Origin of the sequence: Microcoleus sp. ARI1-B5, assembly GCF_036705795.1 — a bacterium.
In the GTDB taxonomy this organism is placed as follows: domain Bacteria; phylum Cyanobacteriota; class Cyanobacteriia; order Cyanobacteriales; family Microcoleaceae; genus Microcoleus.
On record NZ_JAUBVK010000050.1, the window covers coordinates 22,599 to 41,331 of the forward strand.

Here is an 18,733-nt window from a genome sequence, read left to right on the forward strand (position 1 = left end):
ACTTTTTACTTAACTAATTCACCGTCAACCGCCTCGCTTTTAAGGTGAGAATATTCTGCACCCCGATACTGCAATTGCACGATCGCCCCGGGTACAATCCGTTGATTTTGGGGCTGCTTGCGCCAGGGAACGCCGCGATAAACACCGCTGATTTCTTGAGTGCTTGCTTCGGGAATGGAATTGCTCTTTTCGTAACTAACGCCGCGATATTTCAGTTGCATTTGCTTATCCTCCTGTTTCTTTGCTCAGACTCAGATTGCTTGTTAGCTTTCAGCAGAAACCCAATATGCTACAGTTATATCCGACTAAATTTTCATGTAGTTTATTGTAGTTTATTGGTGCTATCAATGGCAAGAGGTTTTAGTAAAGCTGTAACTTCTCAACAAAAACCAACAGATTTATTGCCTTCAATGAATATTTTAAATACCAGTTTTTTAGAACACTTTGCCAACTTGAAAGACCCCAGAATAGAAAGAAGTAAAGAACATTTGCTCAAAGATATTAGATCGATTGCGATTCTAGCTATCATCAGCGGTGCCGACGGATGGGTAGCAATAGAAGCTTATGGTAACGCCAAATATGAATGGTTAAAAAGCTTTCTAGAATTACCGAATGGCATACCATCTCATGACACATTTAGTCGGGTATTTGCCCGAATTGAACCACAACAGTTTCAAGAATGTTTTTTGAGTTGGGTAAATGCCATAGTCGGGGAATTAGAACTAAACGTGATTGCCATTGATGGCAAAACCATGAAACAATCTTATGACCGAAATGACCAGCAAAAAGCGCTACATATAGTTACAGCCTGGTCTTCATCTCATCAATTAGTTTTAGGAAAAAAAACTTGATAAAAAATCTAACGAGTTGACAGCAATTCCGCCATTAATAGAAATGTTAGAAATTGCCGGAAGTGTAATAACCATCGATGCTATGGGTTGTCAAAAAGACATAACATCTTTGATTATCAAGAAAAAAGGAGATTATGTTTTAGCCTTAAAAGGGAATCAAAAACTCTTATACAAAGCCGTGAAAGAGTGGTTTGAAGTAGCTCAAAAAGCCGATTATTTAGGCAAAAAGTATGATTATTATGAACAAGCAGAAGCTGGATATCATCGAGTGGAAAAAAGACAAGTCTGGACTGTGGATGTATCCGAGTTACCACAAGTGCATAATCAAGAATTATGGACGGGACTAAAAACAGTTGTCATGATAGTTAGTGAACGACGATTGTGGAATAAAACCACCACTGAAGCTCGTTTTTACTTAAGTAGTTTAACCAGTAATGCTAAGACAATTGCTGGGGCTATCCGCAGTCATTGGGGCATTGAAAATAGCTTACATTGGACGCTTGATGTTACATTTTGTGAAGATAAAAGCCGGATTCGGAAACAGAACTCTCCCGAAAATTTGGCACTTCTACGTCGGCTAGCCATAAATTTACTGAAACAAGAAAAAACTTCAAAACAAAGTTTAAAAATGAAACGCTATCGAGCGGGAATGGATAATAATTATTTAGTTAAAATTTTAAACTCTGCCAGTTAATACTCGAAATATAACACCTATCTAAGAAAAAAAATTATCCGGCTTTAAGAAGTTTAGAAAATCTTTAAGTTCTGATTTAATCTGCTTAAGTGGGGTTAAACTTAAGAAGTTTTAGAAGGTTTTTTTAGTTATTTAGTAATGCACAAATTCATGGTTTTGTCAAATTAATTTAGATGCGTTTACCCTGGCACCGATAATGACTACTTTTCGACGCGGCAATCCTTTCGGTAAAGCGCCGGGGGAAGTTGGTTGTTGGGCTTGTACTCGATCGTAGGTTACAGTTGCGGCGATCGCAACAGCACTTCGCAATAAAAACTGACGGCGATTGAGGTTGAACATCGTATTTCCGTGAATCAATACACTGAAGTTTGACTGATGACATTCACATTTGAGTCGAGGTCGTCACCTGTGTTGTAGACGTAATTAAACGCGCCTCGATCGCCGAGGAGATGCGATCGTAAAAATAATCCGCTCCAGCGTCCGATCGTCTCAGTTGCAGTGCTTTGGTCTAAGGTGGGTCTGTTTGGCTCCTGCAGGGGGTTGTCTTCGTTGGTGACACCATAGTGGTTCGCACCTTCTACGGTCACTGAGACTTTGGGCGGGTTGAGAATTCGATCGTAAGTGGTTTGACTAGAGCTCGGTGGAGCCACGCCATCCAAACTGCCCTGAATCAATCCGACTGCGATTCCTTCGTTGTCGATCGGCAAAAATTCTCCAGTTTGCTGATTCCGAAAGCTAGTGCCATAGAAAATACCTGCCTGCAACTGGGGCGGCAATATGTAGTCATCCGAGCAAATTCCAGGGATGCAAATCTCGTCCTGTGTTGCGCCTAACCCGACGGCTCCGCCAAACGAATGCCCCAGGAGTCCTAACGTTTCGGTATCGGCAATTTCAAAAATCGGTGAAGTCGGATCGGCATCTTCCACTTTCATCTGAGCCAGCACCTCATTCACTTGCCCTTGCTCAGCAAGCAGACCCGTCACCGTTTCACCATTGGGTGCAGTTACCGTCCGCTCATTGTTGGGAACCACGACCACAAATCCATAGCTGGCAACTGTTTTGGCATAGTTAGAATAGTCTGCTTTATCCACTAAAGCACCTTGCAGCATCAGTGCGATCGGCAGTTGATCGGGCGTTGAATTTGGCAACACTGGATAATACACATCGGCTGGATCGCCATCTGCCGCAATTGTAGTTGTGTAGTGCTTCACGCAGTCATAAATCGGGTCAGGATCGAAGCTTGTATCCTTCTCTAAACTCAACCGCAGCACCTCTCCTTGTCCTGCAACAAAGCCTTTATTCGAGATATAAATGTCACCGTTAGCACCGATTTCTAAACCCGTCGGATTCGTTAGTTCATCATCCGCGATCGTCGTGCGAGTTTTACCATCTGGAGAAACATAGATCAACGCACCTGCGTCACCTTCGTTCAAAAGCCCATTCGCATCGTATTCCAAAACATACAAACCGCCGGACTTATCAAAGGCTAGATCGACGATCTGCGTAAACCCGTCTGCATAAACTTCCGGTTTACCTTCAGCATTGATGCGATAAACTTTTGCTGTTTCTGGTTGAAAAGGAAACCCAGTCAATTCGCCGACATAAAGCGCACCGTCGGATCTGACGGCGACCGAGGTGGGGACAGGCTGAATCACCACTGATTCACCAGTGAGCGGATCGATCGCGGTAGAACTTGAAAAGACTGCTTCTAGAGTCAATTCGCCGCCAAAGGCTCGCTGACTGAGCAAATCGTTGGCACCTGCATCCACGACATAGGCTGTATTGTCCTCAATCAGCAAGTCAAAGAGGTTGGTAATGACATCTTGCCCGTCGGGGTTGTTGTTTTGCTCGTACACTCCAAAATCCCTGAGTCTTGTCCATGACGCACCACCATCAAAGTTATCGATCGCGATTAAGTGGCTAAAATCAGGAACTCCTAGAAGATTATCTCGATTGGCTGGATTGCTAGCAAGACCCACGATCGCATAGGCGTTTCCATAGGCATCAAACTCAATATCATGCACACCTGACGCATCCGATCCATCGGGTAATGCCACCGAGGGGAGTCCGGTAACCACTCGTTCCACATTCCCATTTTGAATTCGGGTAATTGCACTCGTTGCGCCATAGGACAAAAACGCGCCCGGTATACTTGGAGATGGAATACTGGCTCCTGTTCCCCCTCGTCCTGCTTCAGTCACATAAAGTGCCCCATCTGGACCGAAGCTCAACTTGCGAGGACCATCCAGATCGGATGCTAGCACCTCAATTTGTGATATCTGTGGCGTTTTTACTGGTTCAGACATGATGTTTCTCCTTTGAATTTACGATGTTCGATTGTGCTGTGTGTTCTTGTTCTTGAGCCACTCCCACGAATTGAATTCGTGGGATTCAGGCATCAGACAGACATTGCAGGCAAAGCCTGTCTGAGAGACTGTCTCTAAGGGATTTTAGGTACTAGCGCACTTTAGGTAAGGGCATTTATGCCAGAGTCTCTTGTCTTCCAGTTATCAGAAAATTGAGTTGAAAACCCTTTCTTGAGTGGCCGGCCTTTTGCCATTCATTAATTTCTCGTAGGGGCTCGTACCCACGTGTCTGCCTCGAAACCCAGGAGGGGCAACCCCTGGGAGATTGCCCCTAGTATTGAGGACTTTGACTCGATAAAGCGAACGTTTACACTCCTCCCTGCCAGACAAAATTCGTCAAATCTAGGGGGTTTCTGCCAATCAACTTTGATTCGCACTGCCGCTACCCTTACTGGTATTTGACGCCGGGTAATTTCTGGAGGTGGTTCTACAACATATTTTCCAACTTCAAAACGACCTGTACCTGCTCTAATTGTTTCTATTCGTCCTTTCCATTGAACATTACTTGAATTATTAAGGCTGATTTGGGCTTCTTGTCCAACGACAAGTTTATTGGCATCAGTCTCATTTATGAATGCCTCTATCCAAAGATTCTGACAGTTGAGTAACTGAATAATCGATTTATTAGCTTCGACTATTTCCTGGGGTTGGGAATCAATTGACCAGATCGCGCCTGTCGCTGGTGCTAGAACCGAGACGTTTTGTTGAGCCTGCAATTCTTTACTGGTAATGGCTAGCTGTGACTGAATACTCTGGATTTCTTGAGAGAGGTTTCTTTCTTGTTGGGTTAGGTCTGTTAACTCTACATCAAGTTCGAGAACACGAGTTTCAGGATAACTTAAGGTGCGAGTTCCTTCTAGTTGAAGTCCGGCTTTTGTTGCTTGTAAGTTGAGTTTAGCTAGCTCGAGTTTTGATTGAGCTTCCTTGACTACAGCTTCGGCTTGTTGCGCTTCTGCAATTTTGTTTTCAGCTCTGGAAACAGTTTCTGCCCCTGATGCAGCTAAACTAGCGAAGCGTTGAGCGTCCCTCTGCATTACTTTTTCTTTGGCTTGTTCTCGCAGGATTTCCGCTTCAAGTTGTTTTATCTGTCGATCGGCGTATTTGATTTGAAGCATTCTCTGGGTAACTGTTTGTTGTTTAAACAAGTTCATCAATTTAGTTCGATTTTGAATTTGCTGTTTTACTCCAGAGATTTGTTGTTGAAAATTCTGTAGTCGAGTTTCCAATTGCGGCTTTTCAATTTTGAGGACTGATACTCGTGGATTTTCGACAGTAGATTTAATTATGCCGATTTGTGTACCTTTTTCAAGGTGATTGCTCAACTTAATTTTCTCGCTTTTCAACTCTAGCTGGCCTGGGATGGATGCCCGCAAAAAAATGATTTCACCATTAACAAAAGCTTGTACACTACGAATTTGAGAAAAGTTGCGTCTTAGCCTAACTCCAATAATAAAAAGACTGCTAATGACTAGAATTGAAAGGAGAATTTTTCCGGAAGGCATTTTAAGTAATTTCATTTATTTAACAGGATGTAATTTCATATATGACAGCAACAAACGTGATATATATTGGCTGCCTCAAGAATCCCAGCTAGCTCCATAGGCTGGGATACCCTTTGCCAAACAAGCTTTGATAACATCCGACGTAACCGCTTTGTTGGATACACAAAACACAGCTTGCGCCCTAAATTCTCGGACAGTTTGAATAGCCAGTTCGCCTACATTTGGTCTACCATGCACTCCTGTGTCGAAAATTGTGCACCGAGGATGAGCGCAAAGTATTGAAAAAATCTTTTCGCCATAAGTCTCTTGGTGATTATTACCAATCCACAAAATACAAAGTTTGTGACCATTTTTTATAACATGGGGCAAGACAGGTGCAATTCCGGCACCAGTTGCAATTACAACTACTCGTGAATAAGCCTTAATTGAGAACATAAAACCAGGAGGCTTGACTCGACGAACCCATATTCGCTTAGGTAAATTTCCTTTTTCAACTTGCCGAATCAAATTTTTAGTCCAGTCACCTACGGCACCGATTATTAAATTAATTTCTGATTCGCCCGTTTGTTCGTTGAAACTCGTCTCTGCAACAGAAAAGGAATGCCATTCAACACCGTCTAAACTAATTCGAGCAAATGTCCCCACATCAGCCCTTCCTGGAAAAGTTACAATTAAAACCCCATCAGATGGACAATGCATCCTAAACTTATCAAAACACTGCACGCTTATCCAAGGCAAAAATATACTTAAAATCATCAGCGCGAGCATGAGTAAAACTGGATTAATTAATAAAGTTTCTAAAGGATAAGCTTGGTTGAGAGCGATGATAAATTGAAATCTAGTTTGATGCAAGACGAGAATACCCAAACAAGACCATCCCAGATAGCGATGGCTTATTTCAAACGTGTCATGGAACTTATGGCGGAATAGGGGAATAGCGGTGAGGATAATAATAAATAAAAGTGTTAACAGTATACTGGATATAGCGATTGATATCGTGTCGCTGGATGTAGCCATTGATAGAAGATCGCTTGGGTTTCCCCACTGCTGCAATACATCAACAATTAGCCACAGAAAACCCCAACTAGCACATGAGGCGTGAACACCACCTATGTAATGAACGCTACTATTAAGATAGTATTTGCCATAAACAATCTTTACCGAAGTCCATACTGCCAAACGATACAATAAATGCAAAATCAGTTCATTACGAACTAAAATAGCTATTAGTATATTGCCGACACTAAAAATTGCTGTTGAAATGTCATTCAAATATATTGTTTCGTAAAAAATATCTAAAAGTAAAATGTTGACGCTAGAAACCAAAATCCACCAAAAAACATACATATTAAAGTTCTCCTTGAAGATAAAAGTGTTGTAATTTATAACTGTCTTGACTGGTAAGTAGCTCCACCTAATTAAACCGAAAACGCACGGGCAGCATACTCCGCTCGCGCAGCCCTGCTTTCCAAACCTGTTGCGATCGCGAGCGCTAAATCGTACTCATCAGCAAAAACTTGACAAGCTAGCTCATCTCGCTTTAGATGTAACCATTCATCCTCAATACGATTCATTTGCGGGCTATAAGGTGGCAAAAAGAAGATCGGCAGGCCTTGCTGTTGCCATCGTTCCCACTGCTGTTGCGTTAGTTTTGAGCGATGTACCGAAGCGTTGTCTTGAACGATCACCGTTAACTTACCAGTGTCTTCGAGTCGCCGTTGTGCTATTTGTGCTTGCCACTCCATCAGTTTTAAGTAAGTCTCTGTGGTTAGGGAACCTAACATCAAGGCATACTCAAAGCTGACTTGTGGTTCCCACACTCCCCAGATATTCACCCGCCGCCCGCGCCGTCGCATTTGCTCCAACCGTTTTTGTTGCCAAGAGTGGTGCATAGGCATAACCTGCTGGGCTGTGGCAGTAACAGCCGGACTCATCCAAATACTTCAGGTGAACTAAACCCAGCAGGGCCCATAGTTTCAACAGCTCCCAATCAGCTTGTTTTGCCCTCATTAATTGTGGTTTTGGGGTCGGTGGTGCCCGGCGCGATCGCTTCGAGCAGTAGTTTTTTTTTTGAGGATGCGGCGCACTTGCTCTGCACCTAAATCTATACCTCGTTCGGCGGCTAGTCGCTGACTCAACTGACGGGCACTATAACGTCGAGGTTCTTCTAGCCACTGCTTTCGGGCTTGCCAATCACTTTCTTGCCACCGGGGTTTTTTACCCCGCCCTGAGCCTTCCCACAATCCACCCAAACCGCCTCGTTGCCAACGCCCAATAGTCTCTCGCACGGTCTGTTGGGCCCACTCTAAATAGTCAGCAATCTTGCGTACATTCCAACCGTGAGCGTTGAGTCGCAGTGCGATCGCACGCTGTTTCACTCGTACTGGTACACCATTGGCGCTACCTTCGTTCACGCAGAGTGCGATCTTCTTCTGCGCTTAGCTTAACTCGTAAGGGAGCTGGCATCTATTAATCTCTATCTACTAGCTTCTCTCTATCTTACGTTTTTTTAAGTGGAGCTACTTAATGCTTTTTTTGAAGTAATATAAGTCCTCATTAACTTAATTGATTTATTTCGAGTTTAAACTGTGCGATCGCACCAAACAAACTTATTAGTTTCACAGTTCAAAATCTTCTCTAATACTAACATCGTTCAGACTGACCTCAATACTAAAATATTTTCCAGCTTCACCTTTAAATGATTTAAGTTGAATGTAATTATCGTGACTTCGAGAACTAACTTCCTGAAGTATTTTTCCAGCTCTAGATAGCAAAATTAGTCTTATATTGGGTGGCAAATACTTGTTTACCCTGGTAGGATGTAACTGGATAGAAACACCTAACTGAGCCTGTTCTTCTTTAGCGATACTCACCAGCAACGCCAGACTTTGACGGCCCATCTGCATTTGTAAGTCAATTAATTTGCCTTTTTTTATCCCTAAATCGACACTTCTAGTATTTAAAGATAAATTAACTTCATGGTCGAGCAGTGCGTCAATAGAAAACCAAGTCTCATCAAAAATACCCTGCAACCATTGAGTTAATTTAGTTCTGCTCTCCTTCAGATATCCTGATACATCTGCTTCTACCTTTGTCGCAGCTAAAACTACAGGTAGATTCACAGCAACTGGTGCTAAGTAGCGACAGTACAGCAGCAAGTGATGCGGTTCTGCATCAAATAAAGATAGCGGTAGCTGGTAACAACCGTCTTCTAAAGCTGGCCAATTGAGCAAACTCCAATAATAATTTATTTGGTCGCAATGCAGAAAACCCCTGATAATTACTTGTTTTTCTTCCTCTAATACTTCTAACACTGTATAAAAATCAGAGGTCTGTGTTCCAGAGGCGAACGCATCTTGAGGTACGCTCACTACTTCGTCTAGACAGTGTTCAACGGCAATTATACAAAGTTTAAATTCACCTATTTTCAGATAGCTGACAGTGCCAATTTCAGCTCGCTCGACTCTTTGATGTGGAAGGCGATCGCTCAACCACTGCTCAAAACTTTGTACCGCTAGTGCACTGAGATAAGTTTGCCATTGGCGAGATTCACTTTTAACTCGATCGCTCATTTGTTTTGCCCTTTCAAAATATTCGGGTTCGAGCCAAATAATTTCCGGCAACAACAACCTCGAATCTGTCAAATTAACCGACGAACTAATCATTATTTTACTCCTTTTTTCGGTGGTAGTATGTTACTAAAGTAAACCCGAAGTTGCCTAGCATACAAGCTGTTCATTTCGCGGTTTTTCCCCGCTTTAATTTCTTCGGCCGCTTCTTTGAAAAATTCTACATCAGCAAAAGCTTCAATTTGTTCAATCAAGGTTTTGAGATACTCTGGTTCAGGGGGAATTTGAGTCAAACCTTTTTCTTGAGCCAAGGCCATCGTACTATCAAGAACTTTCTCTACAGTACGAGCGCGTACATTGTTGATAAGTTTTCCCGGATCTAATACTCGCCTCGCTTGATCCCAACTGCTCATTTCCAATAAAGGAACTATTTCTTTGAGAGACATTCCCTGACAGTAATATAATTGTAAACCTGGAATAAATTTTTGAGCAAAAATCGCATAACTTTTGCTTTTTTCTAATTTGGCAAGACAAGCACTAATCTCTTGCTCTATTGATTGAATTAAAGCTGACTTTAGCTGCTGGTGCAAGAATTCCAAAATTTCTTGTTGTTCCACATTTAATTCATCTGTGGAAGCATGAGGTAAATCCGGTCTGAGTACGTCGTTTCCAGTATCGGGGTCACGGAGTTCCAAAGGTTCTCTGGAACTCCAAACGTCATACTGCTTCAACTGTACAGCTACCTGTTTTAGTTCTGCTATCAACTCAACATTGCTCTTAACAGTGACATTTTGTTTCTGCAAGGCAGTTAGCATTTCTTGAAGTTGAGAATTAGAGGGGTCTGGACATTTTTGTACTCCCGCCGATCGGTGTTCGCGCCTGTCTCGGCGGTATACTGCATGAAATACGTTTATTAATTGGCGATCGCGCTCTGACAAGCTTTCAATCTGTTTGGGTCTAGCTCGATTTAAAATTGCCCAGTCACTCAGATGTTTAAACCCAAATTCTGATAAAAAGTTTTTAACTTCTTGATTTTGTTTTGTTTGCAAATAAGCCCAATTGTCTAAGCTCATGCTCGACTGCGAATCAGGCTTAAACGTTCGCAATACCTCAACAGTAAAAAATTTATAATGAGTTGGTTTAGTTCTGCCGTTACCGTCCAATACAAGTTGAGTTTTTGCTTGGCTATCTAGAACGATTAAAGTTTTACCATCATCATTGAGAACAAACGGCAGCAAATCATTGTAAGTGAATCTTTTTTCACCGCCGAATAAACTGTCAATTTTTTGGCAGGCTTTGAGTATCGGATAAGAAATATTGCATCTCAAACAAAGTCCAGCAGCAGCCCGCTTGGCTCCACTTATCGCATAATTTTGAGTTAAAAAATAAGAAAATAAAGTTGATTTGGCGTTCTGGTTTAGATGAGTGGCAAAATTAGAAACATTGTTTTGTGTATAATTATTGAGAATTTGATTCTCAAAAAAATCTTGCGCTTCAGGAATTACACGATATTCATATCCAACTGTTTCCCTAGCTAGACTAATTCTGCAAAGTTTCCAAAATTTCCACAGCATTGCACTTTCCAAAACAGGTAATTTTGACGGTGTGGCAGGAGCGAAAATATCTAACGCTACACGATTAACCATTTATATTCTCCTTTGTGTTGGGAGCATCTCATTTTTGCGAGTCTGTAGTGCGGGCCCGATAGCTCTCACTTACATACAGACCCAAGCGAGCTCTCCGGCTGTCAATCTTAGAAAAAACGTTGTTTGCACACATCGGGATGTTCGCTTGGGTCAGCTTACATTCACCTTTTCAGCTAGCTTTATCCATGTATAGATGTCAGGCTTTTAAGCTTATGCAGTTGCCGAGATGCTCGCGAGAGAAATCTATACGCGATATTTCCCACAATACCCGGCCCTAGGTCTGGCTAAGTATCCCCGCTTAAATGGCGTCGAGGCTATTCAATCCATTCGGTGCGGAGCGCGAGCTATAAAATCCTCAACTCAACCACGGCGCGAGCATCGCTCGATGTCAAGAATACTGTATAGCAACCGCCCAGGCGGTTATGGTGTTACTCCCTTCCCGCCATTCGATACTGTGATGTGAACTTTGTACTATAAAAATGAAGTCAAGCGTGTTTGCTTTGCTTCTACCCTATTCTTAAACTTTAATTCAATTTAGACCACTCAAGTTATTTGAGTTAAGATGCAACTTAATCTTTGGGTCTTCCGTACTTACTGGGCTAATTTGTTTCAAAAAACAGCTAGAAACCATTGCTGAAGCCTGGAACTTCACTTGTTGCCCGCATTAAATTGAGCCATTATTTATTGAAGATATTGATTTTAGGTCATGGGGTAGAGGAATGCTATCTAAGCACTGCCTAGATGCTGCTTTTGGACAATTTGTTACCATCCTTAAATGGGTAGGATGGAAACGAGATTTTATTGTCTGACGGGGGCGGTAACGCAAGCGTTAAGAATCTGTGAAGCAGGAAATCTTAAATGTGAGTTTAAGAATCCCCCGTCGAGCGCGTAGCTTGACGGCGGGAGTGTCAAAGCCAGTTACCGATGAGGATAAAGGAAGCCCATTTAGCAGGGTGTATATTCTTGTTTCGATCGATCAGCGCCTTCTGTGCTTCCTTTAGGGCTTCTGCTTTGCTCATTTGCGATCGCAAGTTTTCGTAAAACTTAGCAACTAATTCTTGTGTAAAAGCATCATCAACGTACCAAAGAGAAGCCAAAGCACTTCTGACGCCTGCTTGCACCGTAATGCCAGCCATACCCAGGGTAGCACGGTCATCTCCTATACCCGTTTGACAAGCCGTGAGAGCGAGCAATTCCACTGGTTCTGTACCTTTACTAAAGCGGCGAATATCACTCTCTAGCTGAGTAATTGTCATCTTCTCATTATTACCCGTCACTAAAAAGCTATCTTCTGGAATAGTGCCAAATTGACCGTGAGTGGCAATGTGAATAATCGGGTAAACTGTTTGTTTAAGTTCTTGCTCTAAACTCTCAGGAGTAAATTGTTCGTCCAAGAGTTTCTTGCTACCTGGAAATAGCTTAACAACTCGATCGACTTCATTAGTGACATTTGCCAAAGCCTTAAATTCTTCACCATCAACGGTAGCGGCTTCTGTTAACCCCAAAGCTAAAGTCCGCAGACTTTGAAAGTTTAGGGATTTAGGAGAGGTCAAACGCAACCCAGGAGTCGTAGCAATGGCGTATTTCTGAACTAGAAAATCTTCACCATCGTGGAGTGCAGCCATCGGTACGCTGCGTAATAGCCCGTCTTGGATGAAAACGAGAGTTTTGATTTTTGTTGGTTTTAGATCGGAGGCGAAAGGGCGAATCAGCGAGTTATATAGATTTTGTGCGGGTGTTAAAAAAGCGTCAGTAGGATCGTAAAATTTCTGAATTTCTATACGGAAACTTTTGATTTTCTCTGTAAGTTTTTTACTATCTTTTATCCAGACTAGCCGTTTAAATCTTCTTTCAGTATTTGGCTTTGCCTTCTGGTCAGAGTTGGGTAAACTCACTACGATCGCCGTTCGGTCTTCTAGGATGATAGAACTAAATACAGCAGTGTCTTCTCTCTCTAAATCATCAACTCGTTCAGGCTCAAAAACGGTAAAGACACACTCATTGCCGAAGTAATTTTGCAATTCTGCTAGTTTCAAAGAATCAATCGCGTTGAGTGCAGAATCCAGTTCCTTTTGGTACTCTTGACTTGCAATGGGTAGCGCTTCAGCACGCTCTAGCTTTAACTGAGCAAACTCACGGTAGAGAGGAGTAATCGTATCCCGAAAGCTAAATTGCAAATCTCGCTGGGTAATTAACAGATTGTCTCGAATACCTCCCTCACCTTCTAAAGTTGCGATCGCGCGTTCGTAAGCAGCAATTGCCTCAGATTCTTTCCCCTGCGCCTTAAATATTCGTCCCGCCTGCCACTCCCACAAATAAAGACTATCTCTAGCACCTAAGTTTTGGTCTGCTGCCAATCTTGCCTGTTTGGTAAAATCTAAGACTTTATTGTAGTCTTTGCGGCATTCGTAGAGATGACCGAGTTTACCTAAAGCAAATGATTCGGAGCGAAAATCTTTAATATTTCGAGCAATAGCAACAGCTTTTTTCAGGAGTTCCTCAACTTGTGAATCCTTGAGTTTTCGGGGCGGACATTGAGATTGAAATGAAGTATTATTAAGAGCAGAAACAGGTTGTTCTAGCTCGGCGAGAGCGATGGCTGCATAGACTTTGTTGGGAGAATCGGGGATGCTATTAAGTAGGTTTAGAACTTTTTGCAATGCTTGCTCTGCTTTATTAGTGTTGTCAGGTAACTTAAAATATTTGGGGCGGTAATAAAGTTGAATCAAATTGAGAAGCGATCGCATTTGACTCGATGGGTCATTTTGAGTCCGGGTTAGTTCGAGACTGCGCTCGAAATAATCTAAAGCTTTTGTGTAATCGGCAGTAGCTGATTTAATGAATTCATCAGCCTTATTTTCGGCATTTCTGAACTTAGCAGAATCAGCACGCTGCTCGTTGAGTTGAGCTTTACTAAAGTAAGTATTACCCAGACTATTAAGCACTGAGGCGTGATAAACTGGGAGGTTAATCTCCCCGACAATCTTTAAGCTAGCCTCTAGAGTTTCAATGGCTCGATCGTACTTTCCTCCTCGGCGATACGCTTCTCCCAAACTTCCCAAAGCCGCCGCTTCTCCTTGGCGATCGCTTAATTCTTGGGCAATTTGCAAAGCACTTCCTTCACTTTTGGGGCAAATTTCATCAGTCTCAGAAGCACCGCATAAAAGCGATCTCGCTTCTCTATTTTGCCCTAAACGGCTGTAGGTTTGAGCAAGTTCTGTGAGTAACCTTCCCACCTTCACGAAATCTTTTGATGAGCGATAGTTGGCGATCGCACTTTTCCAATAATCGATCGCTGACCCGAATTGACCGATTTGTTGATAAGCTATGGCTAGTTTTTCTCGAACAATTGCCTCGTTAGCGTAGTTTTTAGTGCTTTGATAGGCGGTTAAGGCGGTTTGCCAAAGTGCGATCGCGCCTTGCACGTCTCCTGTTTTATATCGTTCAATTCCTTGTTGTACGAGCTGGCTGGGATTGGCAGACTGTGCGGTTGCTACTTCTGGCCATCTTAGTTGTAAAGGACTAAAAGAAACATGATTCAGCCCCAGGCAAATGGTGAGGCTGGTTAAGAATAAAATTACCAGAACGTGGCGGACACAGAATCGGCGGTGTCGGCTTGGCATGGTAGTAAGATATGGTAGGTTCCCATGAAGATTTTAGACTAATCTTTACTCACCTCTTGCAGCATTCTCGATTTTGCTACCTAACCCGCCCGGAGTTTAAACTCCGGGCTAATAGCTTAAGTCCACTTAAGTGGACTGAAATCCACCTACACTCAGTATTTAGTCCTCTTTCAGAGGACTTTCGCTGTTAGCCAGGGACTTAAGTCCCTGGCGGGTGAAGTGAACGCCTGACTTCATATCAACATTGATTATTGTTAATCAAGCTACCATTTCTTCCTCGCGTGATTATAATGCTCGCAAGTAAACTCCAGCGATCGATTTCTCAACGTGTTTTGGAAATTAACCTATGATGGCTAAAAGCTGGTTCGATCGGTGTTGGCAGTGGCAGATTGGGGGTTGTGTTGCCATATTTGGGACACTCTGTGCGATGGGGGGCGATCGGGTTAACGCTCAAATCGTGCCTGACAATACTCTGGGCGCTGAAAGTTCTGTCGTTACACCCGATGTTATCAAGGGTATTCAAGGCGATCGCATTGATGGTGGCGCAATTCGCGGCGCTAATCTGTTCCACAGTTTTGAACAATTGAGTGTTTTACAAGGACGAGGCGCTTATTTCACCAATCCAACAGGCATATTAAACATTCTCACTCGCGTCACCGGGGTGAACCGTTCTGAAATTAATGGCAGGTTGGGAGTTAATGGCAATGCTAACTTGTTTTTGATCAATCCAAACGGCATTGTGTTCGGGCCATCTGCCAGTTTAGACCTGCAGGGTTCCTTTGTCGCCACAACTGCCAATGCTGTCGAGTTTGGCGATAGAGGTATTTTCAGTGCTTCTGCACCTGAGTCTCCCCAGTTGCTAAATGTCAATCCTTCGGCTTTTCTGTTCAATCAGATTCCCCCTGGAGCCATTACCAATCGATCTGCTGTTCTGCAAGTTCCGCAGGGTCAGAATTTAATATTGTTAGGCGGAAATCTGAACTTGGATGGTGGGGTTTTGCGAGCGCCAAGCGGTCGAGTCGAGTTGGCAGGCTTGGCAGAGTCAGGACGAGTAGGAATCAATGAGGAGAGTAACAATCTCAGCTTGATTTTCCCAGATGGGGCAGTGCGAGCAGATATATCTCTGAGCAATCAAGCCTCGATCGAGGCTGGCGGCGATATACAGGTTCAGGGTAGGCGCGTTACCCTTACCGAGGGGTCGCGGATTAAGGCTGTTACCCAAGGGGCAGCAAAAGCAGGCAACATAACAGTTAATACCGGGCAATTGATTGTCCGTGATGGGGCACAAGTGACAGCGAGCACTAGCGGTCGGGGACAGGGAGGGACGGTAGTGGTAAACGCTTTTGAGTCGATCGAGCTGAGTGGCACCTCCACCAACGGTCAGCAGAGTGGCTTATTTGCTGATACTCAAAGTGCTGGAGATGCAGGTGACATAAAAGTTGATACCGGGCAATTGACTGTCAGCGATCGGGCATTGATCACCAGCCGCAGTACGGGAATGGGAAGAGCTGGTAATATCGTCATTACAGTCCGCGGCACCCTAGAAGCTAACAATGGCACGCTCGGAACTTCCGCCACTGAGTCTACTGGAGGTGCGATCACCGTTAAGGCTGGAGATATCCGCCTGTTTGGTAACAGTAACATTACGACCAGTGTATTTGATAAAACAGGGGGCGGTGGCGACATTTACCTAAAAGCCGACTCCATCCTCGCTTTCGACGACAGCGATATTCTCGCTTTTGCCCGTGATGGTAAAGGGGGTGACATTACCCTCGATACTCCGGCTTTCTTCGGCGAAAGCTACCGCAGAGCACCCCGCAACACAGACCCTCGCACCCTCGATCGCAATAATCGAGTCGATCTCAATGCTGCTGGTGCTGTAGAAGGAGTCATTATCACACCCGATACCTCCTCGATCGAAAACAGCCTCACCGAGTTACCAGACGCTCGGATTGACATCGACAGCCTCCTCGCCACTAGCTGCATTACCCGCCGCAATCGACCCACCAGGGGAAGCTTCATTGTCACAGGTACCGGCGGTTTACCCCAGGGTCCTGGAGATGCCCAAATGTCAAGCTTCCCCACAGTAGACGTGGAAACCCTACCCAGTGACGGCACCCCCTCGACGATCGACCCCAATCGTCCTTGGCAAAAAGGCGACCTCATAGTTGAACCGCAAGGGGTGTATCGACTACCGAACGGGCAACTCGTGTTGAGTCGAGAATGTCCTTAATTAGATATTTGAAGGAGACCAATCTATGATTGCTAAAAGCTGGTTCGATCGGTGTTGGCCGTGGCAGATCAGCCCTGTCAGCCCTGTCAAGGTGGTGAAGAAGACCCTCAAGCGCTTGAAATTTGGTTGCTGACGTTAGCGCAGCCCTCGAAGAGGATCGTTCGAGCGAGTGCTTTTTAAGCGTAATCGACCATCAATTTGGTTTACGAGCGAAATCCGACAGCTAGGATGACGTAAGTACGTCGATAGCACCTTGACAGGGCGGGCATTGCCCACCCAACTTTAGCTCCTTCTTCTAATGTCTACCTATGATTAACCACCTCTAAACAATTGAAACAGAGCCAAGCGTATAATTCTTGAGGAAAATGAGGGAGTCATTTTCAGAATTGAATCCAGCCACTGCGTCATTAAAAGCGATGAAGGTTCCGGCTAGACCAGAAACTCTAAATGCTGCAGCACTGTTAGCTGTAAACACACCACTACTTAGTACAGCAGAGATAGCTGCTTCACTCAAACTAGCTGCATTACCAACAGGGGTAGTGAGTGTTGCTGCAACTATATAACTAGGAGCATCAATTTGGTCACCAATAGAGTAGTCAGTAATCACATCATAGTTGGTTAACAAGGATTGACTGAGAGCCGTGTAGGTAAATCGATCGCTCCCACTCCCACCAGTTAAGATATCTTTGTCATTGCCACCCACGAGAGAGTCATTGCCCTTGCCACCGATTAAAGAGTCATTGCCAGCCCCACCATTAAGGGTGTCATTACCAGACTCGCCGATTAAAGAGTCATTGCCAGCCCCACCGTTGAGAATGTTATTGAACTCATTGCCAGTAATCAGATCGGCAAAAGCAGAACCATCGGCATTCTCAATTATTGCACCATTAGCAATAGTAAATCCGCCAAAAATGCCCTTGGCAGAAGAGATATAACCACCAGCACCTGCCCCATCTACAGCAGGGTTGAGCGAGGCATCATTGAGATCGATCGTGACACCCGATAGTGCCCCCACACCACTAATAGTATCAATTCCGCCAGCATCCCAAATACAAGAATAATAGGTACCTGATTGGTTGGCAGTGGGCAGGAAGTATGTGTCGTTACCAGTTTTGTAGCTGTTGTTTGCCCCATAAAGATACTGAATAGCAGCAATATCAAACGCCATAGGTGTGCCTTGATAGCCGTAGTCCCGTGTACCTGGATCGCCACCACTGTTAACTAGCCCTTTATTGTAGGACATGGTGGTGTAAACGCCCTGGTTCAAGCCATAGTCCCCTGTATCACCAAAGGCGGCGGTAACTCCTGGATAAATTGATGAACCGCCTTGATTGCCATGGGGGTGATCCAGCCCTAATCCATGTCCAAGTTCATGAATTAAAGTGGTGAAGTTAAAGTTACCTTGCACTATTCCATTAGTATTCCAGCCCCCTCCTTCCCTGTTGAAATAGCCAATTCCCTGTCCATCTGTTCCAGGAGGACAGAACATTCCTAAGTTATCATTCGCATCGGCATTACCCACATTATAGAAGCCAAGGGTAGCTGATTCATTATTGTCCCCAGCATTCACAAATTGAATATTGGCAACCGCTGACCAACTGTTTAAAGCGTTTACCATAGAAGCTTTTTCCCCTGAAAACCAGTCATAGGGGTTTTGGGCGATGTCGTCGTAGTAGGCGTCATCAAAACTGGCAGTTTGGGAATTCCAGAAAGAGTAATCAATCGTTGTTGTTGACGATGAACCTGATTTCCAATAATTCCCACCCCAGAGAATGCCATCAATGTAGACATTGCCTGTGAAATCCTTATTGCCAACAGGCAACTTAGCAATTTCTGAAATCTGGGATAGTGTGCCTCCACGAGCATCTGCAAAACCTTTGCTATTAAGGTCTGCCTGGAATGCAATATCAGTTGGGATGGTCGCGATGGGTTGGACTTCCAACTCATTTTCAATGTAGGGACTTGTAGAAAAAATTGTTTTTTTAAAAGTTATTTCAGAAGGCATAGTTGGTTGTTCCTAATAATTTCATCCGCGTGATTTATAGGATAGGAGGTCAAATAGAAAGAACGCATTCACCTTCTGTGCCAACTTAATGACATAACCCAACTAATAAAAATACAGACTTGTGCAGGCAAGTTTGCATAAGCGTGCAATGTTAGCGGGACATCGCACTGATACTCTGAAGGCATCAACGACAGTAAGGTGTAGACTCGCTTGCTGGGCACGGGCAAGAATTGTTTGCATTTTT

General features: G+C 43.9%; 12 protein-coding genes and 1 pseudogene. 2 read left to right on the forward strand and 11 right to left on the reverse strand.

Features of this window, described 5'->3' with window-relative positions; genetic code table 11:
• Positions 1 to 5 precede the first annotated feature (5 nt).
• On the reverse strand, positions 6 to 221 hold the full coding sequence (locus tag QUB63_RS33780) for a DUF4278 domain-containing protein (RefSeq protein ID WP_332949754.1): 216 nt from the start codon (positions 219 to 221) through the stop codon (positions 6 to 8).
• Between the two features lie 189 nt (positions 222 to 410).
• Here QUB63_RS33780 and QUB63_RS33785 point away from each other — a divergent pair.
• A pseudogene (locus QUB63_RS33785) lies at positions 411 to 1,545 on the forward strand (ISAs1 family transposase).
• 159 nt (positions 1,546 to 1,704) lie between these two features.
• Here the strand turns inward: QUB63_RS33785 and QUB63_RS33790 are convergent.
• The 9 genes from QUB63_RS33790 to QUB63_RS33830 form a co-directional block, all read right to left on the reverse strand.
• Positions 1,705 to 1,884 carry a hypothetical protein gene (locus tag QUB63_RS33790; protein WP_332949755.1) on the reverse strand — a complete coding sequence of 60 codons (180 nt, stop codon included), beginning with the start codon at positions 1,882 to 1,884 and terminating at the stop codon, positions 1,705 to 1,707.
• Positions 1,885 to 1,898: 14 nt separating this feature from the next.
• The gene (locus QUB63_RS33795; protein WP_332949756.1) at positions 1,899 to 3,851 is read right to left on the reverse strand and encodes a ScyD/ScyE family protein; all 1,953 of its coding nucleotides are present in this window, start codon (positions 3,849 to 3,851) and stop codon (positions 1,899 to 1,901) included.
• A 257-nt stretch (positions 3,852 to 4,108) separates the two neighbouring features.
• Positions 4,109 to 5,233, reverse strand: a complete 1,125-nt coding sequence (locus QUB63_RS33800; protein WP_332949757.1) for an HlyD family secretion protein — start codon at positions 5,231 to 5,233, stop codon at positions 4,109 to 4,111.
• Between the two features lie 255 nt (positions 5,234 to 5,488).
• Complete coding sequence (locus QUB63_RS33805) at positions 5,489 to 6,760, reverse strand: hypothetical protein (protein ID WP_332949758.1); 1,272 nt, start codon at positions 6,758 to 6,760, stop codon at positions 5,489 to 5,491.
• 71 nt (positions 6,761 to 6,831) lie between these two features.
• The gene (locus QUB63_RS33810; protein WP_332949759.1) at positions 6,832 to 7,347 is read right to left on the reverse strand and encodes a transposase; all 516 of its coding nucleotides are present in this window, start codon (positions 7,345 to 7,347) and stop codon (positions 6,832 to 6,834) included.
• Between the two features lie 75 nt (positions 7,348 to 7,422).
• Positions 7,423 to 7,827, reverse strand: coding sequence for a helix-turn-helix domain-containing protein (locus QUB63_RS33815; RefSeq protein ID WP_332949760.1), 405 nt, complete (start codon positions 7,825 to 7,827; stop codon positions 7,423 to 7,425).
• A 204-nt stretch (positions 7,828 to 8,031) separates the two neighbouring features.
• Positions 8,032 to 9,078, reverse strand: a complete 1,047-nt coding sequence (locus QUB63_RS33820; RefSeq protein WP_332949761.1) for a DUF1822 family protein — start codon at positions 9,076 to 9,078, stop codon at positions 8,032 to 8,034.
• Positions 9,078 to 10,628 (reverse strand): hypothetical protein, encoded by a 1,551-nt coding sequence (locus QUB63_RS33825; protein WP_332949762.1) that lies wholly within the window; start codon positions 10,626 to 10,628, stop codon positions 9,078 to 9,080. Before QUB63_RS33825 ends, QUB63_RS33820 begins: the two co-directional genes overlap by 1 nt.
• 908 nt (positions 10,629 to 11,536) lie before the next feature.
• The gene (locus tag QUB63_RS33830) at positions 11,537 to 14,251 is read right to left on the reverse strand and encodes a CHAT domain-containing protein (protein WP_332949763.1); all 2,715 of its coding nucleotides are present in this window, start codon (positions 14,249 to 14,251) and stop codon (positions 11,537 to 11,539) included.
• 346 nt (positions 14,252 to 14,597) lie between these two features.
• Here QUB63_RS33830 and QUB63_RS33835 point away from each other — a divergent pair, with 346 nt between their 5' ends.
• Complete coding sequence (locus tag QUB63_RS33835; protein ID WP_332949764.1) at positions 14,598 to 16,484, forward strand: two-partner secretion domain-containing protein; 1,887 nt, start codon at positions 14,598 to 14,600, stop codon at positions 16,482 to 16,484.
• Between the two features lie 322 nt (positions 16,485 to 16,806).
• Here QUB63_RS33835 and QUB63_RS33840 read toward each other — a convergent pair whose 3' ends face one another.
• Entirely contained in the window at positions 16,807 to 18,489 is a 1,683-nt protein-coding gene (locus QUB63_RS33840) for a M10 family metallopeptidase (protein ID WP_332949765.1), read from the reverse strand.
• Positions 18,490 to 18,733 lie beyond the last annotated feature (244 nt).